At 61.9% G+C, this 22,816-nt stretch carries 25 protein-coding genes; 14 read left to right on the top strand and 11 right to left on the bottom strand.

The window, feature by feature from the left end; translation table 11 throughout:
- The 3 genes from ftsY to ACODTZ_RS35275 all read left to right on the top strand — a co-directional run.
- A partial coding sequence (ftsY, locus tag ACODTZ_RS35285; protein WP_489031859.1) for a signal recognition particle-docking protein FtsY occupies window positions 1-1,097 on the top strand: 1,097 nt, incomplete at its 5' end.
- A gap of 106 nt (window positions 1,098-1,203) precedes the next feature.
- On the top strand, window positions 1,204-1,848 hold the full coding sequence (locus tag ACODTZ_RS35280; protein ID WP_047508800.1) for a septation protein A: 645 nt from the start codon (window positions 1,204-1,206) through the stop codon (window positions 1,846-1,848).
- Entirely contained in the window at window positions 1,845-2,432 is a 588-nt protein-coding gene (locus ACODTZ_RS35275; protein ID WP_413396905.1) for a DUF2585 domain-containing protein, read from the top strand. Before ACODTZ_RS35280 ends, ACODTZ_RS35275 begins: the two co-directional genes overlap by 4 nt.
- Window positions 2,433-2,470: 38 nt before the next feature.
- On the opposite strand, the gene ACODTZ_RS35270 is transcribed toward ACODTZ_RS35275, so the two are convergent.
- On the bottom strand, window positions 2,471-3,301 hold the full coding sequence (locus ACODTZ_RS35270; protein ID WP_489031856.1) for an aldo/keto reductase: 831 nt from the start codon (window positions 3,299-3,301) through the stop codon (window positions 2,471-2,473).
- A gap of 152 nt (window positions 3,302-3,453) precedes the next feature.
- On the bottom strand, window positions 3,454-4,002 hold the full coding sequence (locus ACODTZ_RS35265; protein WP_489031854.1) for a L,D-transpeptidase family protein: 549 nt from the start codon (window positions 4,000-4,002) through the stop codon (window positions 3,454-3,456).
- 145 nt (window positions 4,003-4,147) lie between these two features.
- On the opposite strand from ACODTZ_RS35265, the gene ACODTZ_RS35260 reads away from it, so the two are divergent.
- Together ACODTZ_RS35260 and ACODTZ_RS35255 are read left to right on the top strand one after the other, a co-directional pair.
- Window positions 4,148-4,831, top strand: a complete 684-nt coding sequence (locus tag ACODTZ_RS35260) for a response regulator transcription factor (RefSeq protein WP_018901915.1) — start codon at window positions 4,148-4,150, stop codon at window positions 4,829-4,831.
- A gap of 2 nt (window positions 4,832-4,833) precedes the next feature.
- Complete coding sequence (locus ACODTZ_RS35255; RefSeq protein WP_018901914.1) at window positions 4,834-5,289, top strand: cyclic nucleotide-binding domain-containing protein; 456 nt, start codon at window positions 4,834-4,836, stop codon at window positions 5,287-5,289.
- A 15-nt stretch (window positions 5,290-5,304) separates the two neighbouring features.
- Here the strand turns inward: ACODTZ_RS35255 and ACODTZ_RS35250 are convergent, their stop codons facing one another.
- Window positions 5,305-6,108: an exodeoxyribonuclease III gene (locus ACODTZ_RS35250; protein ID WP_489031851.1), complete on the bottom strand. Its 804-nt coding sequence runs from the start codon at window positions 6,106-6,108 to the stop codon at window positions 5,305-5,307.
- 202 nt (window positions 6,109-6,310) lie between these two features.
- On the opposite strand from ACODTZ_RS35250, the gene ACODTZ_RS35245 reads away from it, so the two are divergent.
- Window positions 6,311-6,868, top strand: coding sequence for a GNAT family N-acetyltransferase (locus ACODTZ_RS35245; RefSeq protein WP_489031849.1), 558 nt, complete (start codon window positions 6,311-6,313; stop codon window positions 6,866-6,868).
- A gap of 6 nt (window positions 6,869-6,874) precedes the next feature.
- Here ACODTZ_RS35245 and ACODTZ_RS35240 read toward each other — a convergent pair whose 3' ends face one another.
- From ACODTZ_RS35240 to acnA, 3 genes are all read right to left on the bottom strand, one after another.
- Complete coding sequence (locus ACODTZ_RS35240) at window positions 6,875-7,276, bottom strand: DUF2794 domain-containing protein (RefSeq protein WP_111562612.1); 402 nt, start codon at window positions 7,274-7,276, stop codon at window positions 6,875-6,877.
- 471 nt (window positions 7,277-7,747) lie between these two features.
- Window positions 7,748-8,485: a DUF1223 domain-containing protein gene (locus ACODTZ_RS35235; RefSeq protein ID WP_113198858.1), complete on the bottom strand. Its 738-nt coding sequence runs from the start codon at window positions 8,483-8,485 to the stop codon at window positions 7,748-7,750.
- Window positions 8,486-8,740: 255 nt separating this feature from the next.
- The gene (gene acnA / locus ACODTZ_RS35230; RefSeq protein ID WP_489031846.1) at window positions 8,741-11,431 is read right to left on the bottom strand and encodes an aconitate hydratase AcnA; all 2,691 of its coding nucleotides are present in this window, start codon (window positions 11,429-11,431) and stop codon (window positions 8,741-8,743) included.
- Window positions 11,432-11,687: 256 nt separating this feature from the next.
- Between acnA and ccmA the strand changes: the two genes are divergently transcribed.
- The 5 genes from ccmA to ACODTZ_RS35205 all read left to right on the top strand — a co-directional run bounded on the left by ccmA (window position 11,688) and on the right by ACODTZ_RS35205 (window position 15,116).
- Complete coding sequence (ccmA, locus tag ACODTZ_RS35225; protein ID WP_489031844.1) at window positions 11,688-12,335, top strand: heme ABC exporter ATP-binding protein CcmA; 648 nt, start codon at window positions 11,688-11,690, stop codon at window positions 12,333-12,335.
- 475 nt (window positions 12,336-12,810) lie between these two features.
- Complete coding sequence (ccmB, locus tag ACODTZ_RS35220; RefSeq protein ID WP_489031842.1) at window positions 12,811-13,470, top strand: heme exporter protein CcmB; 660 nt, start codon at window positions 12,811-12,813, stop codon at window positions 13,468-13,470.
- 47 nt (window positions 13,471-13,517) lie between these two features.
- A complete protein-coding gene (locus tag ACODTZ_RS35215; RefSeq protein WP_111562608.1) occupies window positions 13,518-14,279 on the top strand; it encodes a heme ABC transporter permease in 762 nt (253 codons plus the stop codon).
- Between the two features lie 4 nt (window positions 14,280-14,283).
- A complete protein-coding gene (ccmD, locus tag ACODTZ_RS35210; protein ID WP_489031840.1) occupies window positions 14,284-14,475 on the top strand; it encodes a heme exporter protein CcmD in 192 nt (63 codons plus the stop codon).
- Window positions 14,472-15,116, top strand: a complete 645-nt coding sequence (locus ACODTZ_RS35205; RefSeq protein ID WP_489031838.1) for a DsbE family thiol:disulfide interchange protein — start codon at window positions 14,472-14,474, stop codon at window positions 15,114-15,116. Before ccmD ends, ACODTZ_RS35205 begins: the two co-directional genes overlap by 4 nt.
- 229 nt (window positions 15,117-15,345) lie before the next feature.
- Here ACODTZ_RS35205 and ACODTZ_RS35200 read toward each other — a convergent pair whose 3' ends face one another.
- The 4 genes from ACODTZ_RS35200 to ACODTZ_RS35185 form a co-directional block, all read right to left on the bottom strand.
- Window positions 15,346-15,876 carry a SixA phosphatase family protein gene (locus ACODTZ_RS35200; protein ID WP_489031836.1) on the bottom strand — a complete coding sequence of 177 codons (531 nt, stop codon included), beginning with the start codon at window positions 15,874-15,876 and terminating at the stop codon, window positions 15,346-15,348.
- A gap of 121 nt (window positions 15,877-15,997) precedes the next feature.
- Window positions 15,998-17,407: a 3-isopropylmalate dehydratase large subunit gene (gene leuC, locus ACODTZ_RS35195; protein WP_489031834.1), complete on the bottom strand. Its 1,410-nt coding sequence runs from the start codon at window positions 17,405-17,407 to the stop codon at window positions 15,998-16,000.
- Between the two features lie 281 nt (window positions 17,408-17,688).
- On the bottom strand, window positions 17,689-18,513 hold the full coding sequence (locus ACODTZ_RS35190; protein WP_489031861.1) for an amino acid ABC transporter permease: 825 nt from the start codon (window positions 18,511-18,513) through the stop codon (window positions 17,689-17,691).
- Between the two features lie 43 nt (window positions 18,514-18,556).
- Window positions 18,557-19,354, bottom strand: a complete 798-nt coding sequence (locus ACODTZ_RS35185; RefSeq protein ID WP_047508838.1) for a transporter substrate-binding domain-containing protein — start codon at window positions 19,352-19,354, stop codon at window positions 18,557-18,559.
- 442 nt (window positions 19,355-19,796) lie between these two features.
- Here ACODTZ_RS35185 and ACODTZ_RS35180 point away from each other — a divergent pair, with 442 nt between their 5' ends.
- The 3 genes from ACODTZ_RS35180 to ACODTZ_RS35170 all read left to right on the top strand — a co-directional run bounded on the left by ACODTZ_RS35180 (window position 19,797) and on the right by ACODTZ_RS35170 (window position 21,786).
- A complete protein-coding gene (locus ACODTZ_RS35180; RefSeq protein ID WP_112946133.1) occupies window positions 19,797-20,240 on the top strand; it encodes an SRPBCC family protein in 444 nt (147 codons plus the stop codon).
- Window positions 20,241-20,413: 173 nt separating this feature from the next.
- Window positions 20,414-20,779, top strand: coding sequence for a hypothetical protein (locus ACODTZ_RS35175; RefSeq protein WP_489031831.1), 366 nt, complete (start codon window positions 20,414-20,416; stop codon window positions 20,777-20,779).
- A gap of 89 nt (window positions 20,780-20,868) precedes the next feature.
- Complete coding sequence (locus ACODTZ_RS35170) at window positions 20,869-21,786, top strand: hypothetical protein (protein WP_489031829.1); 918 nt, start codon at window positions 20,869-20,871, stop codon at window positions 21,784-21,786.
- Between the two features lie 114 nt (window positions 21,787-21,900).
- On the opposite strand, the gene rplS is transcribed toward ACODTZ_RS35170, so the two are convergent.
- Complete coding sequence (gene rplS, locus ACODTZ_RS35165; RefSeq protein WP_047508847.1) at window positions 21,901-22,437, bottom strand: 50S ribosomal protein L19; 537 nt, start codon at window positions 22,435-22,437, stop codon at window positions 21,901-21,903.
- Between the last annotated feature and the right edge of the window lie 379 nt (window positions 22,438-22,816).

Below are 22,816 nucleotides of genomic sequence, written 5' to 3'. Positions count from 1 at the left end.
AAGCCCAGCCAATCTCCCCACCTGTGGGGGAGATGCCCGGCAGGGCAGAGGGGGGCACCCCGGATGCCGACGCCTCGGATCCGACGGACGCCGACACCCCCATCCTCCCCAAGGGCTTCGCCACCGCCACCGAGACCCCCGAACCCGTCACCATCGTGCCCCCGGCCAAGCTCAACTGGTTCCAGCGCCTGCGCGCCGGCCTCGCGCGCACCTCGTCGCAGCTGACCGGCCAGATTTCGGCGCTCTTCACCAAGCGCAAGCTCGACGACGACACGCTGCAGGATCTTGAAGACCTCCTGATCCAGGCCGATCTCGGCGTCGAAACTGCACTGCGCGTCACCGATACGCTGGCGTCGGAACGCTACGGCAAGGACGTATCGGGCGAAGATGTGAGCCGCATCATGGCGGCCGAGATCACCAAGGTGTTGAAGCCCGTGGCCAAGCCGCTGCAGCTCGATCTCAGCCACAAGCCGCATGTCATCCTCGTCGTCGGTGTCAACGGCACCGGCAAGACCACCACCATCGGCAAGCTCGCCGCCAAGCTTTCCGGCGCAGGGCTGAAGGTGATGGTGGCTGCCGGCGATACGTTCCGTGCGGCGGCGATCGAGCAGCTGAAGATCTGGGCCGACCGCACCAAGTCGGAATTCATCGGCACCAAGCTCGGCGCCGATGCGGCGGGGCTTGCCTATGACGCTTTCGAGCAGGCCAAGCAGAAGAAATGCGACGTGCTGATCATCGACACCGCCGGCCGCCTGCAGAACAAGACGGAGCTGATGGCCGAGCTCGAGAAGATCGTGCGCGTGCTCGGCAAGCTCGATCCCGACGCGCCGCACACCGTGCTGCAGACGCTCGACGCGACCACGGGCCAGAATGCACTGAGCCAGGTCGAGATCTTCCGCAACGTCGCCGGCGTCAACGGCCTGATCATGACCAAGCTCGATGGCACGGCGCGCGGCGGCATCCTCGTCGCCATCTCCGCCAAGCACAAGCTGCCGGTCTATTTCATCGGCGTCGGCGAGGGCGTGGACGATCTGGAGCCCTTCGAGGCCGAGGATTTCGCCCATGCGATCGCGGGTCTGGGAGACGCGCGGGGCTGATCAAGTCGCACCATTGCCGTCAAAAGCGATTGATGCCACAGATATGCCCGCAAGGGCGCGCAAGCGTCCGGGATAGAGACTGATTAGGGAACGGATTAGGGACCTCATGACGACCGAGAGCGATATCACCCCGTCGGCGACAGACAAGCATCATCCGATGCTCAAGCTGGCGCTGGAGCTCGGGCCGTTGCTGATCTTCTTCTTCGCCAATCTGCGCGGCCCCTGGCTGGTGGAGAAATTCCCGGCTCTCGCCTCGCTCGGCGGCCCGCTCTTCGTCGCTACCGCGCTGTTCATGGCGGCGACGATCATCTCGCTCGTCATCTCCAAGGTGGTGCTCCGCCATCTGCCGATCATGCCCTTCGTCTCGGGCATCGTCGTTTTGATCTTCGGCTCGCTGTCGATCTACCTGCAGGACGAGACCTTCATCAAGATGAAGCCGACGATCATCAATTCGCTGTTCGGCCTCACGCTGCTCGGCGGCCTGCTTTTCGGCAAGTCCTTGCTCGGCTATGTCTTCAACGCCGCCTTCCAGCTCGATGCCGAGGGATGGCGCAAGCTCACCATCCGCTGGGGCGTGTTCTTCCTGTTCCTGGCGGTGCTCAACGAGGTGGTCTGGCGCAACTTCTCCGACGACACCTGGGTCGCCTTCAAGGTCTGGGGCACGATGCCGATCACCATCCTGTTCACGCTGGCGCAGATGCCGCTGATCATGAAGCACACGATCGCGCCCGAGGGCGAGGCCGGCCAGTGACGGCGCTGCAGGCGACTGACCGAGCCAGGCACCAGACCTACTGGTTCATCGCCTGCCTCGGCGTGCTCATCGCGCAGATCGTCGCCGAATATCTGATGGGGCGCACGCCGATCTGCACCTGCGGCTACGTCAAGCTGTGGGAGGGCACCGTCAATTCCAGCGGCAACTCGCAGCACATGTCGGACTGGTACACGCCGTCCCACATCATCCACGGCTTCCTGTTCTACGGCCTGGCGCATCTCGTGCTGCGCGGCAAGCCGATCGCGATGAAGCTGCTTCTGGCGCTGGTGATCGAATCCGGCTGGGAGCTGCTGGAGAACTCGCCGATCATCATCGACCGCTATCGCACGGCGACCATCTCGCTCGATTATTACGGCGACAGCATCCTGAACTCGGCGATGGACACGGTGTTCATGGTGCTCGGCTTCTTCTTCGCCTGGCGCGCGCCGGTCTGGCTGACGGTCACGATCGCCATCTTCTTCGAGATCTTCACCGGCTACATGATCCGGGACAACCTGACGCTCAACGTGCTGATGCTGGTCTGGCCGCTGGAGGCGGTGAAGACCTGGCAGGGCGGGGCCTAGAGCTACAAACTCCAGGCCCACATCTCTAAATCAAATCCTCAGAACGTCGCCGTCTTCGGGTCCGGCCCCATGCGCGCCGAGCTGCTGTCGAGCTTCGCGATCTCGGCCATGTCGTCGCCATCGAGCTTGAAGTCGAAGACCTGGAAGTTCTCGACGATGCGCGACGGCGTCACCGATTTCGGGATGACGACGAGGCCGCTATCCATGTGCCAGCGAATGATCACCTGCGCCGGCGTCTTGCCGTGCTTCTCGGCGATCTTGGCGAGAACTGGATGGGCGATCAGCTTGCCCTGGCCGAGCGGGCTCCAGGACTGCGTGGCGATGTTGAGCTTCTTGTGCGCTTCCTGCGCGATTTTCTGCTGGAAGTCCGGATGCAGCTCGATCTGGTTGATGACGGGCACGACGCCGGTCTCGGCAATCAACCGCTCGATGTGTTCAGGATAGAAATTCGAGACACCGATCGATTTCGCCCGGCCCTCTTCGCGCAGCTTGATGAAGGCTTTCCACGTGTCGACATAGGCGTCGCGGTTCGGCGCCGGCCAGTGGATGAGGTAGAGGTCGACATAATCGGTGCCGAGCCGCTTCAGGCTCTTGTCGAAGGCCTTCAGCGTCGTGTCGTAGCCCTGGTCGGCGTTCCAGAGCTTGGTCGTCAGGAAGATGTCCTTGCGGTCGATACCCGACGAGCGAATGCCCTCGCCAACGCCCTCTTCGTTTTCATAGACCGCGGCCGTATCGACATGGCGATAGCCGGCTTCGATGGCCGCGCGCACCGCGGGTGCCGCCATATCGTTGGGCGTCTGCCAGACGCCGAGGCCGACCTGGGGAATGGAATGTCCGTCGTGAAACGTAATGATGGATTGCTGTGCCACAATAAATCTCCGCGAAAGCGATGAATGGAACGGGGCGTGGTTGAACGGCGGCTATCCCGCCATTTCCCGAAACGCCTTTCAGCCCGGGCGTCGGTCGGATTGCATATAGGTCAGGCGGCCCGCGATATCACCCCTGCTCTCTTATTCCGGGATTACAAAACCCTGACGACGGTGCCCTTGCGCAAGTAAGGCAGGATGCGCTTCATGTCGCGCGGGTGAATGGCGATACAGCCCTCCGTCGGCTGGTAGCCGGGACGGATGAGATGGAAGAAGATCGCCGAGCCGCGATTGCGGGCACGCGCGGTGATGTTCCAGTCCATGACGATGCAGACGTCATAGAGCCCGTCGTCGCGCTTCATCTTTTCGTGACTTTTGCTGAACGGCGCCTTGACGGGTCTGTTGTAGTTGGCGTCATCAGGCTGATCGCACCAGAGCATGTCCTCGCGGATAAGGCGAATCGGTAGCCGCGTTCGCAAACCGGAGGTTTTTTCGCCGCGCGCAAAGCCCGAAATCAGCCGCATTTCGGCGATCGGCGTGGCCCCATCGCCTTCACGCTTGCGTGTGGTGCGCCCCGAGCGACCAACCGCCGCGGGCACCACGACTGTGCCGAATTGCAGCAAAGCCCGGCTTTTCTGCCCCGGTGCCGGTCTAACCGTGATGATCGTTGGTTGTATAGACGGTTTCCGCCTTGTTTTTTCCATGTTTCTCACATGTTTTTGCAATTGCCGGGGCGATGATTGAAATCATATAGCACCATATACGACAACAGCTTGGTATCCTGATCTTTGCCAACACTCTCAAGTTGGCGTAGGAGTAAGGGGACCAGATGGCGAGGGACATAGCCGCATGACAGCACGCACCATTTTGTTGGTGGATGATGACGACGACCTCCGCGAGACCCTCACGGAGCAGCTCTCGCTCTATGACGAGTTCACGGTTCTCCAGGAATCCACGGCTGCCAAGGGTGTCGAACGCGCCCGCGCGACGGCCATCGATCTCCTGATCATGGATGTGGGCCTTCCCGACATGGATGGGCGCGAAGCGGTGAAGCTTCTGCGCAAGGGCGGCCTCAAGGCGCCGATCATCATGCTGACGGGCCATGACACCGATTCAGACACCATTCTCGGCCTCGAGGCCGGCGCCAACGACTACGTGACGAAGCCGTTCCGCTTCGCGGTTCTGCTTGCCCGTATCCGCGTGCAGCTGCGCCAGCACGAGCAGAGCGAGGACGCCACCTTCAGCGTTGGTCCCTATGTCTTCAAGCCGAGCCAGAAGCTTTTGACCACGGAAAACGGCCAGAAGATCCGCCTCACCGAAAAGGAAGCGGCGATCATCCGCTATCTCTACCGCGCCGAACAGAAGGTCGTGACCCGCGACGTGCTGCTCGAGGAGGTCTGGGGCTACAATTCCGGTGTCACCACCCACACGCTCGAAACCCACGTCTACCGCCTGCGCCAGAAGATCGAGCGCGATCCGTCGAACGCCGAAATCCTGGTCACGGAAAACGGCGGCTACAAGATCGTTCCGTAATCATGGCGCTGAATGATGATATCCAGCTGCTCGCGCAGCTTCCGCTTTTCAACGGAATGTCGGAGGATCAGCTGAGGCTGATCGCCTTCGGCGCGGATCGGCGCGTGATCTCGAACGGGCAGATGCTTTTTCGCGAAAGCTCTCCCGCCGACAGCGCCTACGTCATCGTCAGCGGCAGCGTCGAACTCAGCCACACCGGACGCGACAACAAGCCTGAGGTTCAGGCGGTTGTCGGGTCCGGCACGCTTTTGTCGGAGCTTGCGCTGGTCACGCTCGTCGAGCGCAAGTTCACGGCGATCGCCCGCGAGGACACGGCGATCATCCGCATCACCCGCGCGCTGTTTCACCGGCTGATCGAGGAATATCCGGATGCGGCTTTGCTGATCCAGCAGCGCATCCGCGACAACATCGCGGCATTGGCGGCCAAGGCCGCTGCCGAGCTTCACCGCTTCGCCTGAGGCTCTTTTCTAAGTTTAAAGATCGAAATGCGCCGTCACCGGCACGTGGTCGGACGGCCGGTCCCAGCCGCGCGCCTCTTTCAGGATCTCGATGCGCTGCAGATGCGGCCCGAGGTCACGCGACGACCAGATATGGTCGAGACGCCGGCCACGATCGGCTGCTTCCCAATCCTTGGCGCGATAGCTCCACCACGTATAGAGCTTCTGCGTCTCCGGCACGTTCTGGCGCATCAGGTCGAGCCACTGGCCGCGCTTCATGACATCAAGCAGGCCCTCGGTCTCGATAGGCGTGTGGCTGACGATCTTCAGCAGCTGCTTGTGCGACCAGACGTCGTGCTCCATCGGCGCGATATTGAGATCGCCCACGAGGATTGCCGATGTATTGGCCTCGCCATCCGCCTTGAGCAACTTCATCTCCTCGATGAAATCGAGCTTGTGACCGAACTTCGGATTGATCGCCCGATCCGGCTCGTCGCCACCGGCCGGCACATAGAAATTATGGATGCGGATGCGCTTGCCGCCACGCTCGAACACCGCCGAAATATGCCGGGCATCGCCGACCTTGCAGTAATCAGTGCTGTGATCCTCGACGAGCGGAAAACGCGATGCGATCGCCACCCCGTGATAGCCCTTCTGGCCATGGATGATGATGTGCTCGTAGCCCATGGCCTTCAGCGGCGCCAACGGGAACAGCTCGTTCGGCACCTTGGTTTCCTGCAGGCAGATGATATCGGGGCGGTGCTTGAGGAAGAGCTGCTCGACGATCGGCATGCGCAGCCGGACCGAATTGATGTTCCAGGTGGTGATCGAGAAGCCCATTGCGCTGCCTTTTCCAATTCTGTTGGAAGGGCTTTAGAGCAAAGGCCGCGTGGATGGAACGGATGCGGGTGAAGAAAATGGGTGCGGGGTTGGACTCTGGCACGGGGGCACCGGCGTCGAGCACGCGCTTTCCTCTTGCCAACCGCCGCCACGAATGCTCTTCAAGCAACGAACGCCACCTCTCCAGACATCGGCCCGCCCCATGCCCGTTATCCTTCGCGACGCTTCCTTCTCCGATATCGACGCGATCACCGCCATCTACCGCGACTCCGTCCTGAATGGCGTCGCGAGCTACGAGATCGCGCCACCGGATCGCGAGGAAATGGCTGCCCGCTTCGAAGCGATCGTGTCGAAGGGGTATCCCTATATCGTCGCCGTGGACGAGACAGGCGCGCTCGTCGGCTATGCCTACGCGTCGGCCTTCCGCACGCGGCCGGCCTATCGGTTCATGGTCGAGGATTCGATCTATCTGGCGCCGGAAGCGCGGGGCAAGGGTGTCGGCAAGCGGTTGCTGGAGGCGTTGATAGCGCGCACGACGGCGCTCGGCTTCCGCCAGATGATCGCCGTGATCGGCGGTGCGCACCCTGCCTCGATCGCGCTGCATGCAAGCCATGGATTCGAGGAAATCGGCCGTATCAAGGGCTCCGGCTTCAAGCAAGGGCGCTGGCTGGACACGATGCTGATGCAGCGGGGGCTCGGCGACGGCACTGCGACCGATCCCGATCCGGGCACCTATCCGGCGACGCTGTTTCTGGGGTGATAGCGCCTATTTCTCGACGAGCTTCAGCGACTTGTTGAACACCTTCAGCACCTGCTGCAGGTCGTGGCCGCGTTTCAGGATTTGGCCGTGGGTGTTGACGACGGAATAGGCGCCCTGCTTGGCGGCGAGTTTGGGATTCTTTTCGATACGGAAGAGCGGCATTTCGCCGGAACGCTTGAAGACGGAGAAGACGGCAAGGTCCTTCAGGTGGTCGATCGCGTAGTCCCGCCACTCTCCCTCGCCGACCATGCGTCCGTAGATCCACAGGATCGCATCCAGCTCTCGCCGGTGAAACGTCACCGGCAACGGGTCCTTACTCTGCTTGAAGTCCCTGATATCCACGACGACGGGGGAATCGCTGTCGGTGGCCCGATTGTTCCCACGCCGCAAATCCGGCTGATCTGTCATCAGTCTCGAATGCCTCCGTTCGTGACACGCGGGTGACAGTTTGCCTTAGCCTTTACAAATTGCAAGCGCGGCCTCGCGCGCATTAAGCATAGTCTGTGCAATCTGCCGCGTGCCGCATTTCAGTCAAAACAGCGCCTCAATTAAAAGTGAAATTCGCTCGCACTTGACCGGCGCATCCTCAGCGGATTCGCCGACACTGAATTCTGCGCATCGTCTTTCGGCACTTTGGAGGAGATGTGACTGTTTGGCGCCAGCGCGCCAAAGGGCCCGGCTGACCGTATCGACCTTAACCCCAGCCCCGAATACGATCAGTCGGGCCGCCCCGCTTCCACCTGAAAAGACAGATGAAATTCTTGGAAGCGTGTCGCGATTCTTCGGATTCGCTGGTCACGCTTCAAGTCTTTGTTTTGTCGCATGTCGTCGCCGCAAAACCGCTGCACACGTTTGGGCGACATGCTTATGCCTAACGGCTCAGATGTTCTTGCCGGCCATGACGACTGTGGCGCCAAGGATCGCCGATGGCGTTCCATCCGTCGTCGACGACTGCAGCAGCACCGCGCATCCCTCGAGATCGGGCTTCTGCAGCACGGTGGCGGGCAGCGTCAGCTTTGTTTCCTTGCCGTCCCACATGCCAACCGTTTCGACATCCGAAACGCTGTGCGTATAGGCAATCTTCTGGCCGCTGTTTTCGCCCTTTTGCACTTCGATCGTCTTTTCGCGATCGAAATAGACCATGACGACACTGGCCTTGCCCTGGCCGGGGGCGACGTTGATCTCGAGCTGATCGCCCTTGACCTCGGCCTTGATCGGAACGGTCAGCCCTTCGCCACCGGTCAGAAAGCCGTCGACCTTCTTCTCGATGCCGCCTATATCCGAGCCCATGACATGATCGCGCCCGTTGACCACCACCTGAGGCGTGTAGACATTGGCGCGGCCCATGGTCTTCGCATAGCCGTACTGGCGCTCGGTGTTTTCCTTTGAGCTCAGCGTATCGGCCCAGCCCATGTAGTTCCAGTAATCGACATGATAGGCGAGAGCGATGACATCGCCGCGCTCAACGAGCTTGCGAAAGGCCGCGTCGGCGGGAGGGCACGAGGCGCAACCCTGGGAGGTGAACAGTTCGACAACGCCTTTGGGCGCCTCCTCGGCGAGCAAAGGGCCCGCCAGAGCCACACCTGCAATCAGCGAAATCAAAAACCGCGGCGACATTGCACCTCTACCTCTTTTCCTCTCCCACCCTTGCCGGACCAAAAAGGTTGGCAGGGTCTCCATCTCTTCAACCTAGAGATAATCGCTCCCGATCCAAACGAAAAATCACGAACGGGTGAGACGGCGCCCGCGTGGGACAACTCCGCAACACTTCGCCGTGAGGCATCCCCCTCATAGCCCTCCAGACCACGAAAAAGCCGCCGGAAATCGCTTTCCGGCGGCCATTATCATGCATTTCTTAAAAATCATCGCCGATCAGGCTGCGAGATCCCGCAATACCGTCTGCAGGATGCCGCCATTGTTGAGGTAGATCACCTCGTCGAGCGTATCGACGCGCGACAAGAGCGGAACGTCCTTCACGGTGCCGTCGCCATAGGTGATTTTCGCAATCTTCCTCTCGCGCGGCTTGATGTTCTCAAGCCCCTCGATGGTGACGGTCTCGTCGCCCTTCAGCCCCAGCGTCGCCCAGGTCGTGCCCTCCTCGAAGACGAAGGGAATGACGCCCATGCCGACGAGGTTCGAGCGGTGGATACGCTCGAAGCTTTGTGCGATCACGGCCTTGACGCCGAGCAGGTTGGTGCCCTTCGCTGCCCAGTCGCGCGACGAGCCATTGCCATATTCGACACCGGCGAAGATGACGAGCGGAACGCCCTCGGCCTTGTACTGCATGGCCGCGTCGTAGATCGATTCCTCTTCCTTCGATGGATAGTGGATGGTGTAGCCACCTTCCTTGCCGTTCGGGCCGAGCATGTGGTTGCGGATGCGGATGTTGGCGAAGGTGCCGCGCATCATCACCTCGTGATTGCCGCGACGCGTGCCGTACTGGTTGAAATCGGCAACGCCGACATTGTGCTCCAAGAGATAGGCGCCGGCCGGCGAGGCCGCCTTGATCGAACCGGCCGGAGAAATGTGGTCGGTGGTGATCTTGTCGCCGAAGAGGCCAAGGACGCGCGCGCCCTTGATGTCGGAGACGCCGGAGCCTGTCTTGCCCATGCCGACGAAGTAGGGCGGGTTCTGCACGTAGGTCGAGTTGTCGTCCCAGGCATAGGTCTGGCCCGGGGGAACCTGCACGGCCTGCCAGTTGGCATCCCCCTTGAAGACGTCGGCATACTTCGTCTCGTAGAGTTCGCGGGTGACGTATTTCTGGATGAAGGCCTGCACTTCGTGCGAGGTCGGCCAGATATCCTTCAGATAGACGGGGTTGCCGCTCTGGTCCTCGCCGATCGGCTCCTTGGTCAGGTCCTTCTGCACCGTACCGGCAAGCGCATAGGCGACGACGAGCGGCGGCGAGGCGAGATAATTCGCCTGCACGTCGGGCGAGATACGGCCTTCGAAGTTGCGGTTGCCTGACAGAACGCCCGAGACGATAAGGCCCTTGTCGTTGATCGTCTTCGAGATCGGCGCCGGCAGCGGACCGGAATTGCCGATGCAGGTGGTGCAGCCGAAGCCGACGAGGTTGAAGCCGAGCTTGTCGAGATCGGCCTGCAGGCCGGACTTCGCCAGATATTCGCCGACCACCTGCGACCCAGGCGCCAGCGAGGTCTTCACCCACGGCTTGGTCTTCAGCCCCTTGGCGACGGCATTGCGGGCAAGCAGGCCGGCGGCGATGAGCACCGACGGGTTGGACGTGTTGGTGCAGGACGTGATGGCGGCGATCGCCACATCGCCATGGCCGAGATCGAAATCCGTGCCTTCGACCGCATAGCGGTTGGAGAGCTGGCCGGGCTTCTTGTAATCGGCATCCATCGAGCTGGCGAAACCGGACGCGATGTTTTCCAGCGGGATGCGGCCTTCGGGACGCTTCGGGCCAGCCATGGCGGGCACGACGTCGCCGAGATCGAGCTCCAGCGTATCGGTGAAGACGAGATCGGAGCCATCGCCTTCGCGCCACATGCCCTGCGCCTTCGAATAGGCTTCGACCAGCGCGATGCGGTCATGCGAACGGCCGGACATGGTGAGGTAGTTGATGGTCTCGCCATCGACGGGGAAGAAGCCGCAGGTGGCGCCGTATTCCGGGCCCATATTGCCGATCGTCGCGCGGTCTGCGAGCGGCATGTTGTCCATGCCGGGGCCGAAGAACTCGACGAACTTCGAGACCACGCCCTTCTTGCGCAGCATCTGCACGACCATCAGCACGAGGTCGGTCGCGGTGACGCCTTCCTTGAGCTTGCCCGTCAACTTGAAGCCGATGACTTCGGGAAGCAGCATCGACACCGGCTGGCCAAGCATGGCCGCCTCGGCTTCGATACCGCCGACACCCCAGCCGAGAACGCCGAGACCGTTGATCATCGTCGTGTGGCTGTCCGTGCCGACGCAGGTGTCTGGATAGGCGATCGTCTCGCCGTCCTCTTCCTTGGTCCAGACGGTCTGGCCGAGATATTCGAGATTGACCTGGTGACAGATGCCGGTGCCGGGAGGCACGACGCGGAAATTCTGGAAGGCCTGCTGGCCCCACTTCAGGAAGCGGTAGCGTTCGCCGTTGCGCTGGTATTCGAGCTCGACATTCCTGGAGAATGCCTGCGGCGTGCCGAATTCGTCGACGATGACGGAGTGGTCGATGACGAGATCGACCGGCACCAGCGGGTTGATCTTCTCCGGATCGCCGCCGAGCGACACCATCGCGTCGCGCATCGCGGCAAGGTCGACCACGGCGGGAACGCCGGTGAAGTCCTGCATCAGAACGCGCGCCGGGCGATAGGCGATTTCGTTTTCGACCGTGCCTTTGTTGTTCAACCATTCGGCAACGCCAAGGATATGTTCCTTGGTGACCGACTGGCCGTCTTCGAAGCGCAACAGGTTCTCAAGCAGAACCTTCATCGAATAGGGAAGCTTGGAAACGCCGGGCAGGCCGTTTGCTTCGGCCTTCGGCAGGCTGAAATAGACATAGTCCTTACCATCGACGGTAAGGACGGAACGACAGTGGAAGCTATCAAGTGATTTAGACACGAGAGACCCCGTTTCTGATCGCGAACACAATTGTGCGGACGCCTATGCACTAAAGGCACATCAGGATGCGGGTACGGCCATTTCCGCGGTCCGCACATGAAGTCAGACCTCATGTTCGGCGCTAGGATGAAATTCACGCCGACCGCTGGCGTGGTAATCCACATATAGATAACTTCGGCAAAAGCTGCCAGAGAGGGACCAACCATTTCTGAATTTTTTGCATCGCATGACTGAAAACGTGAACCCCGGAACCCCCATGCATCTTCAAGCCTCCGATCTCGCTGCCTTCAGGGGCGAAGAGCTGATTTTCGAAGGCGTCTCCTTTAGCCTGACCTCAGGCGAAGCCCTGGTTCTGACTGGCAAAAATGGCTCCGGAAAATCGACCCTGCTGCGCGTGTTGGCCGGCCTGCTGCGGCAGGAGACGGGCACGATCACAGTCACGAACGCCAACGGCGACACCGACATCCGGCTCCCCGAGATCAGCCACTATCTCGGCCACCGCAACGCCATGAAGAGCGAGCTGACGGTGGACGAGAACCTCGCTTTCTGGCGCCGCTATCTCGGTAACGCCGATGGCGGCACCGGCATGTCGATCGAAGACGCCGCCGATGCGGTAGGCCTCTCCGGCATCACCCATCTCCCCTTCGGCTACCTCTCCGCCGGCCAACAACGCCGCTTCGCCTTCGCCAAGCTTTTGGTCTCCCACCGCCCCGTCTGGATCCTCGACGAACCAACCGCAGCGCTGGACGCTAGCGCCGACCAGCTTTTCGCAGGGTTGATCGAGGCGCACCGTGGGGCTGGCGGCATCGTGATTGCGGCGACGCATCAGCCGCTGGGGTTGAGCGATGCGCGGGAGTTGCGGATGGCGGGGTTTTCGGGCGTGAGTGCTGGGGTGTGGGGGTGATGGCGATGGTTGTGAGAGACATGGTTGTTGCTCAGAGGGTGCGGCCCCCTCATCCGACCCTTCGGGCCACCTTCTCCCCGTTGGGGCGAAGGGTAGGTCGGCGCGAGCGGCTCACCACGAGTCCCTTCTCCCCCACGGGGAGAAGATGCCGGCAGGCAGATGAGGGGGCCACGGGCGCCGAGTTCAGCTATAGCCGAGCCGCAAAGGCTCCATGCCACCGTCGCGCCAGGATTACCCCCCTCTGCCCTGCCGGGCATCTCCCCCACAGGTGGGGAGATTGGCTAGGCGCAACCGCTCGCTCTACCTTCGTTAGTTGGCGCAAACATCGCAACGAGTCGATCTCCCCCCTTGTGGGGGAGATGCCCGGCAGGGCAGAGGGGGGTACCGCACCCACCAACCTCTCAAACGACCACACCCACCAACCCACCACCCTCGCCACAGGCCACCACCACCCCACCCCAAAGAGGGCCCACCCATGACCGCCCTCCTCTTCCGCGACCTCAAGCTCTCCATCCGCGCCGGCGGCGGTGCTCTCGTCGGTGTCCTCTTCTTCCTCACCGTCGTCGCCGTGATCCCCTTCGGCGTCGGCCCGGATCTGGCGCTGCTCGCCCGCATCGGCCCCGCCATCGTCTGGATCGGCGCGTTGCTCGCGGCCCTGCTCGGCCTCGACCGCCTCTTCCAGGCCGAGCGTGACGATGGCGCGCTCGATCTGATGCTGATGCAGGAGACGCCGCTGGTGCTGACCGTTCTCGTCAAGTGCCTGGCCCACTGGCTCTCCACCAGCCTGCCGCTGGTGATCGCCTCGCCGCTGCTCGGCCTTTTCATGAACATGAGCGAGAAGGCGATCGGTGCGACCATGCTGACGCTCCTTGTCGGCACGCCCGCCATCACGCTGATCGGCGCGGTGGGCGCAGCCGTCGCGGTCGCGCTTCCGCGCGGCGGGTTGCTGGTGTCGATCCTGGTGCTCCCGCTTACCATTCCGGTGCTGATCTTCGGCGTCAGCGCCACCTATGCAGCCGTCGAGGGGCCGGCCCCCTTCATGCCGCCGTTCCTGATCCTGATCGCACTCACGCTGTTCTTCGCCGTCATCGGCCCGGCAGCCGCGGCGTTGGCGCTCAGGAACACATCGGATTGATCATCGGCTTGATTGCCCGCAAGGGCGGATCGCGCTAAGGAGACGGCATGACCGAGAATAGCCTTGCCATCACCAAATTCAGCGATCTCGCCAACCCCACGCGGTTCCTGGCGCTCGCTTCCCGCCTCATCCCCTGGATGGCCGGGTTCACCGCCCTCTGTTTTATCGTGGGGCTGTATCTCAGCTTCACGACCGAGGGCGACTACCAGCAGGGCGAAACCGTCCGCATTATGTATATCCACGTGCCCGCGGCATGGCTGTCGATGATGGGCTACACCATCATGAGCCTGTCGGCGATCGGCACGCTCGTCTGGCGCCACCCGCTGGCCGATGTCTCGGCCAAGGCCGCCGCCCCCTTGGGCGCCGCCTTCACGCTGATCGCACTCGTTACCGGCTCGCTCTGGGGCAAGCCGATGTGGGGCACATGGTGGGTCTGGGATGCGCGGCTCACCTCTGTCTTCATCCTGTTCCTGATGTATCTCGGCCTGATTGCGCTCAACCGCGCCATGGAAGACCCGAGCAAGGCCGCCCGCCTCTCGGCCGTCCTGATCCTCGTCGGCTTCGTCAACATCCCGATCATCAAATTCTCCGTCGATTGGTGGAACACACTGCATCAGTCGGCAAGCGTGCTGCGCATGGACGGCCCGGCGATCGACCCGGAATTCCTGCGCCCGCTTCTGGTCATGGCGATCGCCTTCACCATGCTGTTCCTGACGCTGCATGTGATGGCGATCCGCAACGAGATCTGGCGCCGCCGGATTGCCGCCCAGCGCCGGCTTGCCGCGCGCCTGGCAAGTCGCGAGGGTTAAAGAGATGACACAGTCCTACGCCTTCTACGTCTACGGCTCCTACCTATTCGCCGGCCTAATCACCATCGCCGTGACGCTCTGGACCTGGCTCGACGGCCGCGCCCGCCGCCGCGAACTCAAAGCGCTCGAAGCCTCCGGCATCCGCCGCCGCTCCGCCCGCGCCAAGGATGCGCCCGAAGCGAAGGCCAACGCATGACCGACGCGCCGAACATCGAGCCGACGCAGTCCACGCAATCCGCCGCCCCCGGCACGCCAAAGGAAAAGCGCGGCCTCGGCCGCTACGCCTTTGCGCTGATCCCGCTTCTCGTCTTCGCCGGCATTGCCGGCACGGCGGGCAAGATGCTCTACGATCAGGATGTGCACGGCAAGAACATCTCCGAGATCCCCTCGGCGCTGCTTGGCACCAAGGCACCATCGCTCGACCTGCCGCCGCTAGAGGGCGCCAACCTGCCGGCGCTCACCGACGCCGCCGTCAAGGGCAAGCTGACGCTGGTCAACGTCTTCGCCTCCTGGTGCATTCCCTGCCGCGAGGAGCATCCGATATTGAAGGAACTGGCGAAAGATAGCCGGCTCAATATTGTCGCGATCAACTACAAGGACAAGAACGACAACGCGCTCGGCTTCCTCGGCGAGCTCGGCAACCCCTACAAGGCGATCGGCGTCGACCCCAAGGGCCAGGCCGCGATCGACTGGGGCGTCTACGGCATCCCCGAAAGCTACCTCGTCGGCCCGGATGGTACGATCCTCTACAAGCGCGTCGGACCGTTCGACGATATCAGTTTGAAAGAGGGGCTTTATCCGGCGATGGAGAAGGCTTTGGGGAAGGCGGGGTCGTAAGGGGAACTGGTTCTGGGGGGGATAGAGTAAGCCTTTGCGCTTGTAGCCCCCTCATCCGCCTGCCGGCACCTTCTCCCCACTGGGGAGAAGAGACTCGTGGCGAGCCGCTCGCTCGACCTCCCCTTCTCCCCAACGGGGAGAAGGTGGCCCGCAGGGTCGGATGAGGGGCTACAAGCGCCAACGCGAGCCACGGCAAAACGCGCCAACGCCAACTAAAGCCACCACCCAATCACCCCACCAAAGACCGCGGCACCACAAACCTCTCCAACACCCCACTCCCAACAGTTACACCCCGCCAGGCCACCGCGAAATCAATCACCGCCAAAGCCCCCGTCGGAAACTTCTCCCGGAGCCCGGCAAGCCTCTCCCCATCCGAAGCGAGATCGATCGCCAGCTCCTGCAACCCCGGATTATGCCCAACAACCAGCAACGTCCGAACAGCAGCATCGACACCACGGATAACCCCCGCGATCCGCTCCGCCGCCGCCTCGTAGATCTCCCCCACATCCCGCCGCTCGATACCATCAGGCAGCTCGGCACCAACCAGCGCCCAGCTCTCCTGCGTGCGCCGCGCCGTGGAGACCAGCGCCAGATCGGGAACCAGCACCTCGCGGGCCATATAGCGCCCCATCAGCGGCGCTGCCTTCAAACCGCGACCGCCGAGCGGACGATCATGGTCGTCGACGCCTTCGGGCCAGGCGGATTTGGCGTGGCGAAGCAGAAGCAGGCGGTATCGCGGGAGCGGGGTGGCTGGTGTCATGATGCTCTCCGGATGAGGGATGGGAAATTGTAACCCCATGAACGAAAAAGGACAGGCCGAGCCTGTCCTTTCCAAATCGCGCAATCCAGCCCCTCCCGTCACCGGAAGAGGCCGAAAAATCTTACTTCCACTCGCGGATATCGACGAAGTGGCCGGCAATCGCCGCGGCAGCTGCCATGGCGGGCGACACCAGGTGGGTGCGGCCCTTGAAGCCCTGGCGGCCTTCGAAGTTGCGGTTGGAGGTCGATGCGCAACGCTCGCCCGGCTTCAGGCGGTCGTCGTTCATGGCCAGGCACATGGAACAGCCAGGCTCGCGCCAGTCGAAACCGGCGGCCTTAAAGATCTTGTCGAGGCCTTCGGCTTCCGCCTGTTCCTTGACCAGGCCGGAGCCCGGAACGATCATGGCGCTGACGGTGCCGGCAACGGTCTTGCCTTCGACGACCTTGGCGGCGGCGCGCAGGTCCTCGATGCGGCCGTTGGTGCACGAGCCGATGAAGACGCGGTCGACGGCGATGTCGGTGATCTTCGTGCCCGGCTTCAGGCCCATGTAATCAAGCGCGCGCCACTTTGACGTACGCTTGTTCTCGTCGGCGATTTCATCCGGGTTCGGAACGATGCCCTGCACCGAGATGACATCCTCGGGCGAGGAGCCCCAGGAGACGATCGGCGGCAGTTCGGCGGCGTTGAGCGTGACGACGCGGTCGTAATGCGCGCCTTCGTCCGACTTCAGCGTGTTCCAGTAGGAAATCGCCTGGTCCAGCGTTTCGCCTTTCGGCGCGCGCGGCTTGCCCTTGATGTATTCGTAGGTCACATCATCCGGCGCGATCAGGCCGGCGCGGGCGCCGCCTTCGATCGACATGTTGCAGATCGTCATGCGGCCTTCCATCGACAGCGCGCGAATGGCTTCGCCGGCATATTCGATGACGTAGCCGGTGCCGCCTGCCGTGCCGATTTCGCCGATGATGGCGAGCACGATGTCCTTGGCGGTGACGCCGGCGGGCAGCACGCCATCGACCTGCACCAGCATGTTCTTCGCCTTCTTCTGGATCAGCGTCTGGGTGGCCAGAACGTGTTCCACTTCGGACGTGCCGATGCCGTGCGCCAGCGAGCCGAAGGCGCCGTGCGTCGAGGTGTGGCTGTCGCCGCAGACGATCGTCATGCCGGGCAGGGTGAAGCCCTGCTCCGGTCCGATGATGTGGACGATGCCCTGGCGCTTGTCGCTCGCCGAATAATATTCGACGCCGAACTCGGCCGCGTTGATCGCCAACTGCTCGACCTGGATGCGGCTTTCCTCGTTCTTGATGCCGAGGTGGCGATCGGGCGAGGTCGGCACGTTGTGGTCGACGACCGCGAGCGTCTTTTCAGGCGCGCGAACCTTGCGGCCCGTCATGCGCAGCCCTTCGAAGGCCTGCGGCGAGGTGACTTCGTGGACCAAGTGGCGGTCGATGTAGAGAAGACAGGTGCCGTCGTCCTGTTGATCGACCAGGTGGTCGTCCCAGATCTTGTCGTAGAGGGTACGAGGTGCGCTCATGGCGATACATCCGTTATTATGCAAAGGGCGTTTGCTTGCAGTGGGGGTATGGAGCTTGGTGGCGCATAGGCCACCGGCCGTCGGTCGATCAGAAAGGGATCAACGAAGTCGGCTGTTGAGCGCACCGGAAACGGTCGCAAAGAAGCGTGCCGGCAGGCGGTAGTGATCCTGCAGCACGAAAATATGCGCCCCAATGCAACTGAACTTGGATTCCATGAGCAGTCACTTACCAATTTTTGCGATGCTCGGCAATTCGATTCATCAGCGCTATCGCCTGAGCTTTATCGCCGTCCGTCTCTGCCGCGCATTCGCTTCTCGATCTGCCTCAGGCCAAGCGACAGGCCGATCGTCAGGATCAGGTAGATATAGGTGACGATCGAATAGGTTTCAAAGAAGCGGAAGGAGCCGGACGCATAGATCTTGCCCATCTGCGTGATATCGGACACCCCAAGCACCGAGACCAGCGAACTATCCTTCACCATCGCCACGAAATCGTTCGACAGCGGCGGAAAGATCACCTTGATCGCCTGCGGAAAGACCACGAGGCGAAAGCGATGGTAGCGGGACAGGCCGAGCGCCTTGGCGGCCTCGATCTGCCCCTGATCGACCGACTGGATGCCGGCGCGGAAGACTTCAGCGATGAAGGAGGAATAGCCGATCATCAGCGCGATGATCGCCCGCCACATCAGCGAGAAATCGCGCACCAGCACCGGCTCCGCCAGCCCGGCATTGACCAGCGGCGCGGTCAGGAAGTTATAGGCGGCGACGAAGGCCGGCGCGCCGACGAAGGCGACGTAGAACAGAAGCACCAGCATCGGGATGCCTCTGACGACCTCGACATAGAAGCGGGCGATCTGGCGCAGCGCGACGCTGTCCGAAAGCCCGAGCAGGGCTATGCCGAGCCCGAGCAGCGTCGCCAGCGCGAAACCGACGAGCGTCACGAAAATGGTGATGCCGACGCCGTTGAACACGGTGCGGAACACCTGCGCATAGACGTCGTTGGCGATGATGACGGCGGCGAGCGTAACGCCGATCACGACAAGGGCGACCAGCCACCAGGGATAGTCGCCCTTCTCCTGGCCCCGCGGATTTGGCTGCGGAGCCATCATGCTTCAGTCCGGGCGCGGTACACGGTTACGACAGACGGGATCATTGACCCATCTTGTAGTCGAGGAACCATGTCTTGTTGAGCTTGTCGAAGGTGCCGTCGGCCTTCAGGCTCGCGATCGCCGCATTGACGGGACCGACGAGATCGGAGCCCTTCGGGAAGATGAAGCCGAAATCCTCGGTGCCGAGCGGCCCGCCGATCACCTTCAGCCCGCCATTCGACGCATCGACATAGCCCTGCGCCGCGACACTGTCGGTCAGGACCACGTCGACATCGCCGGCTTTCAGCGCCTGCACCGTGGCGCCGAAGGTCTCGAACAGCTTGATGCGCGGGTTCTGCTCGTTGCCATCGAGGATCTCGTAGACCGCGGCATAGAAGGGCGAGGTGCCCGGCTGCGCGCCGACGAGACCGTCATTGAAAGCGCCGAAGGTCTTGGCGTCGGTAAAGCGCGTCTCGTCGCCGCGTACCAGCATGAACTGCTGCGAGCGCATGTAGGGATCGGAGAAGTCGACCTTGGCCTTGCGGTCGTCCTTGATGGTGATCCCGGTCATGCCGATATTGTACTGATTGTCGGACACCGCCTGGATCATCGCGTCCCAGCTGGTGTTCTGGTACTCGACCTTGAAGTTCAGCCGCTTGGCGATCTCGTTCATCGCATCATATTCCCAGCCGATCTGCTTGCCCGTCTTCGGATCGACGAACTGCAGCGGCGGATAGGCGTTCTCGGTGACGACCACGACTGTCTTGCCCTTCAGATCGGGAAGCTCGGCGGCGGTGGCAGCAAGCGGCGAAAGAGCGAGTGCGGTCAGTCCGGCAAGGACGGTGCGACGAAACAGCATGAAATATCTCCCCAAAATAGCGCTCGCGGAAACTGTCATGTTTGCAAAGCCGCTGGCAAGAGGATTGGCGTGCGAGGATGGGGGAAATCGGGAATGGTGGTTTAAAAATGAGGGTGTTTGGAGCATGATAGGCGTAACGGCACGATCAGCGTCCGTAGCCCCCTCATCCGCCTGCCGGCACCTTCTCCCCGCTGGGGAGAAGGAGAGATGCCGCGCTGTCCCGGCCAAGATAAAACGCTACATGTTTGGTGAGGGGCGCACAACGCCAGCCACCAGCCCCTTCGCCCCAGCGGGGAGAAGTGCCGGAGCGCAGCGAGGCGATGAGGGGGCCACACGGCAAAACACTGGCCACCTCCCCCCTTGAACAAAATCCCAATCGGATGTCGGATCACCCACCACCCGCCCGTCCTTAGGGTCTCGCATCAACTCGGAGGAACACCCCATGCCAAGCACCATCCGCCTGCACCGCGTTCTCGCCACCAAGCCCGAGAAGGTCTACCGCGCCTTCATCGAAGCCGACGCGATGGCCAAGTGGCTGCCGCCGAACGGCTTCACCTGCAGCGTCCACCATTTCGAGCCGACCGTCGGCGGCACGTTCAAGATGTCGTTCCGCAACTTCACATCAGGCAACAGCCACTCTTTCGGCGGCGAATATCTCGAGCTCGTGCCCGGCGAACGCGTGCGCTATGTCGACCGCTTCGACGATCCCAATCTGCCGGGCGAGATGGAAGTGACGGTCGAATTGAAGAAGGTCTCCGTCGGCACCGAAATCAACATCACCCAGGCCGGCATCCCCGACCTCATCCCGCCGGAAGCCTGCTATCTCGGCTGGCAGGAATCGCTGCGCAACATGGCCCGGCTGATCGAGCCGGAGATTGCGGAGTAAGGGGGGAAGGGTCCGACATTACGGAAGTCCCCTCCCCAACCCCTCCCCCTTGTGGGGAGGGGTTGGGGAGGGGACTTGGCCACACCCTCACCCAACGACCGAATGCGCCTTTCGATTGCATTAACGCAGAACTGCTATCCCGGCGTCGCAATAATCGTCGTCACGGAGCAAGCATGACACCCCGCCCTTCGGATTTCGCCACCGCCGGCTGGGCCTACGGCCCGACGGAAACGGCGTCCGCCCTCTGCGCGCTGGAGGCAGCCGGCATCCGGGTGCTTGCGCACACGCTTCATCACACGACGATGGTGCCCCACTTCATGACGGCGCTTGGCGGGATCGAGCTTCGCGTTCCGGCAGCCGATGCAGAAGCCGCGCGGGAAGTCCTCGCGTCCATTTCGTTTTCACGTCCGCGCGGCAACATCTGGCTGCGCGCGGTGGGCGGCCTTGTGCTTCTGCTCTGGATCGGCATGCCGCTGCCGGCAAGCGGCCTCTATGGCGTGCGCCCCGTTGCCGCCGCGCCTCAAAGGATCGAGCCTTAGTCGGGCCGCATTCGCCACACCACCCCTTGTGACATGATCAGATGCACGGCGAAGTTTTTGTATTTTAATCCTTATTGACGGAGACGATTTTGAGCAAATTCGACCCCATTCGAACGCGTGAAGTGACGGATGAGCTTATCGGCTACAGAATTCGTGCCGAATACGATCCCGCCAGCCCGATGGGCAATGTTGCTGCACGTCAGATTGACGATGCCGTCTCTGCCTTCCTGGTGCGTTATGACCAGCAAACAACGCCTATTCTTCCACGTGCGCTTGAGTGGCTGGACAAGGCCATCGAGGGAAAGGAAGAGGAAAGGTTTGGTGGTCTTCCCTGTGCGCATCGCGTAACCCTGCACTGGGCCAAGGCCCTTGGCCAGTGGATGCACGGCAAGGGAAACGACGAAGCGTCTTGGAAAATCGCACAGGACGCACAAATTGAATACATGCGGACCGGCTTTACCAAGGTATTGGGTCCCGACAAGTTTGATTACAAGCTCCAGCGTTTCGTCCGCCAGGAAACCAGAGGCCTGCCGTATAGCAGAGGAATGCTGCTCACCTACGGCACTCTCGATGATTTCATGGCGTTCAGCTTTCAGGCCGGACAGTACGAAACCGCGGTCGAAGAATATGAGCGACACTTGAAGCCGAAAGTGCCATCGCTCAAGGCAACGTTAAAGCCAAGGGCTTTTGCCTATGCGCTGTGCTTGAAGAAGTTGGGACGGGCGCGGCTTGACGAAAATGACCTCTTTGAGGCTGGGCGGCGAATGTTGCAGGCCAATCTTGAGGAAGAATGGTTGGGATCGGGCCAAGATAAGCGCGCGGCCACATGGTTGAAGATCGTCTATTGGCACCACGACCAAACCCTGACACCGCTCGAGACAATCTTCAAAGCCTATGATGACATGCCGAACGTGCCTTTGCCCGATTTCATGCTGGCACCCCAGGCTGAGCCGGCTTCCCTGCGAAGGCGGTGGGCGCGGCTATTGGAAAGACTGCGGTTCAAGTGAGGCTTCGCATTCGTCAAGCGCATGACGATTTGTTTTAAATCACGCCACCACACCACCAAAACAAAAAAAGGCGACCCGGAGGTCGCCTTTTTCGTCAATCCTTGCGGATGAAGCTTATTCCGCTGCCGGCTCGGCTGCGGCGGCTGCTTCAGCGGCAGCTGCCTTTTCGGCGGCTTCCTGTGCTGCCTTTTCGGCTGCCAGAGCCTGAGCAGCTGCAACCTTTTCAGCTTCCAGACGTGCCTTTTCCTGGGCGAGAGCAGCGCGCTCGGCGTCGTTGAGCTTGCGGGCGCGAACGCCGGTGTCTTCAACGATACGGGCAGACTTGCCGCGACGGTCGCGCAGGTAGTAGAGCTTGGCGCGACGGACCTTACCGCGGCGAACGACTTCTACGCTTTCGATGGCAGGCGAGTAGACCGGGAATACGCGCTCGACGCCTTCGCCGTAGGAGATCTTGCGGACCGTGAAGTTTTCCTGCAGACCGCCGCCGGAGCGAGCGATGCAAACGCCTTCGTAGGCCTGTACGCGGGTACGCGTGCCTTCCGTGACCTTCACGTTGACGCGAACGGTATCACCAGGAGAAAATTCCGGGAGCGTGCGCTTGGCTTCGATCTTGGCGACCTGTTCGGCCTCAAGCTGCTGAATGATGTTCATGTGTCAACCTCATTGTTGGTTCGACAACCAGAGCGCCCTGCGATCAATCCTTGGGTCAAGCCTCGGACTTATGCCTCTTCAGGCAGGGGCGAATGCGTCTGTCTTTCTTTGCTTGGTTGATGGGAGATTCCCATTCCGGGGGTGCGCATACTCTATCACGCGGGCTTTGTCACCCCTTGAGGGGTAAGATTCGTCAGGAATAGCGGCACTGTGCGTTACGGCGAACGCTGCGCTACGGCTGCTGTCGGCGGGTGTGATACCCTCCTCTGCCCTGCCGGGCATCTCCCCCACAAGGAGGGAGATCGACTCTTGGCAACGGCATCCCCAAACAATGAGCGTGGAGCGAGCGGGCAAGCCCAGCCAATCTCCCCACCTGTGG

It is taken from the genome of Rhizobium sp. FG113, assembly GCF_057809895.1.
This window is presented reverse-complemented; position numbering and strand designations above follow the sequence as displayed.

What these genes read in the sequence shown, in the direction of transcription:
- ACODTZ_RS35280 (WP_047508800.1), top strand. Translation starts at nt 1,204, where the DNA reads ATGACGACCGAGAGCGATATCACCCCGTCGGCGACAGACAAGCATCAT.
- ACODTZ_RS35265 (WP_489031854.1), bottom strand. Translation starts at nt 4,002, where the DNA reads ATGGAAAAAACAAGGCGGAAACCGTCTATACAACCAACGATCATCACG.
- ACODTZ_RS35260 (WP_018901915.1), top strand. Translation starts at nt 4,148, where the DNA reads ATGACAGCACGCACCATTTTGTTGGTGGATGATGACGACGACCTCCGC.
- ACODTZ_RS35255 (WP_018901914.1), top strand. Translation starts at nt 4,834, where the DNA reads ATGGCGCTGAATGATGATATCCAGCTGCTCGCGCAGCTTCCGCTTTTC.
- ACODTZ_RS35250 (WP_489031851.1), bottom strand. Translation starts at nt 6,108, where the DNA reads ATGGGCTTCTCGATCACCACCTGGAACATCAATTCGGTCCGGCTGCGC.
- ACODTZ_RS35245 (WP_489031849.1), top strand. Translation starts at nt 6,311, where the DNA reads ATGCCCGTTATCCTTCGCGACGCTTCCTTCTCCGATATCGACGCGATC.
- ACODTZ_RS35240 (WP_111562612.1), bottom strand. Translation starts at nt 7,276, where the DNA reads ATGACAGATCAGCCGGATTTGCGGCGTGGGAACAATCGGGCCACCGAC.
- ACODTZ_RS35235 (WP_113198858.1), bottom strand. Translation starts at nt 8,485, where the DNA reads ATGTCGCCGCGGTTTTTGATTTCGCTGATTGCAGGTGTGGCTCTGGCG.
- ccmA (WP_489031844.1), top strand. Translation starts at nt 11,688, where the DNA reads ATGCATCTTCAAGCCTCCGATCTCGCTGCCTTCAGGGGCGAAGAGCTG.
- ccmB (WP_489031842.1), top strand. Translation starts at nt 12,811, where the DNA reads ATGACCGCCCTCCTCTTCCGCGACCTCAAGCTCTCCATCCGCGCCGGC.
- ACODTZ_RS35215 (WP_111562608.1), top strand. Translation starts at nt 13,518, where the DNA reads ATGACCGAGAATAGCCTTGCCATCACCAAATTCAGCGATCTCGCCAAC.
- ccmD (WP_489031840.1), top strand. Translation starts at nt 14,284, where the DNA reads ATGACACAGTCCTACGCCTTCTACGTCTACGGCTCCTACCTATTCGCC.
- ACODTZ_RS35205 (WP_489031838.1), top strand. Translation starts at nt 14,472, where the DNA reads ATGACCGACGCGCCGAACATCGAGCCGACGCAGTCCACGCAATCCGCC.
- ACODTZ_RS35200 (WP_489031836.1), bottom strand. Translation starts at nt 15,876, where the DNA reads ATGACACCAGCCACCCCGCTCCCGCGATACCGCCTGCTTCTGCTTCGC.
- leuC (WP_489031834.1), bottom strand. Translation starts at nt 17,407, where the DNA reads ATGAGCGCACCTCGTACCCTCTACGACAAGATCTGGGACGACCACCTG.
- ACODTZ_RS35190 (WP_489031861.1), bottom strand. Translation starts at nt 18,513, where the DNA reads ATGGCTCCGCAGCCAAATCCGCGGGGCCAGGAGAAGGGCGACTATCCC.
- ACODTZ_RS35185 (WP_047508838.1), bottom strand. Translation starts at nt 19,354, where the DNA reads ATGCTGTTTCGTCGCACCGTCCTTGCCGGACTGACCGCACTCGCTCTT.
- ACODTZ_RS35180 (WP_112946133.1), top strand. Translation starts at nt 19,797, where the DNA reads ATGCCAAGCACCATCCGCCTGCACCGCGTTCTCGCCACCAAGCCCGAG.
- ACODTZ_RS35175 (WP_489031831.1), top strand. Translation starts at nt 20,414, where the DNA reads ATGACACCCCGCCCTTCGGATTTCGCCACCGCCGGCTGGGCCTACGGC.
- rplS (WP_047508847.1), bottom strand. Translation starts at nt 22,437, where the DNA reads ATGAACATCATTCAGCAGCTTGAGGCCGAACAGGTCGCCAAGATCGAA.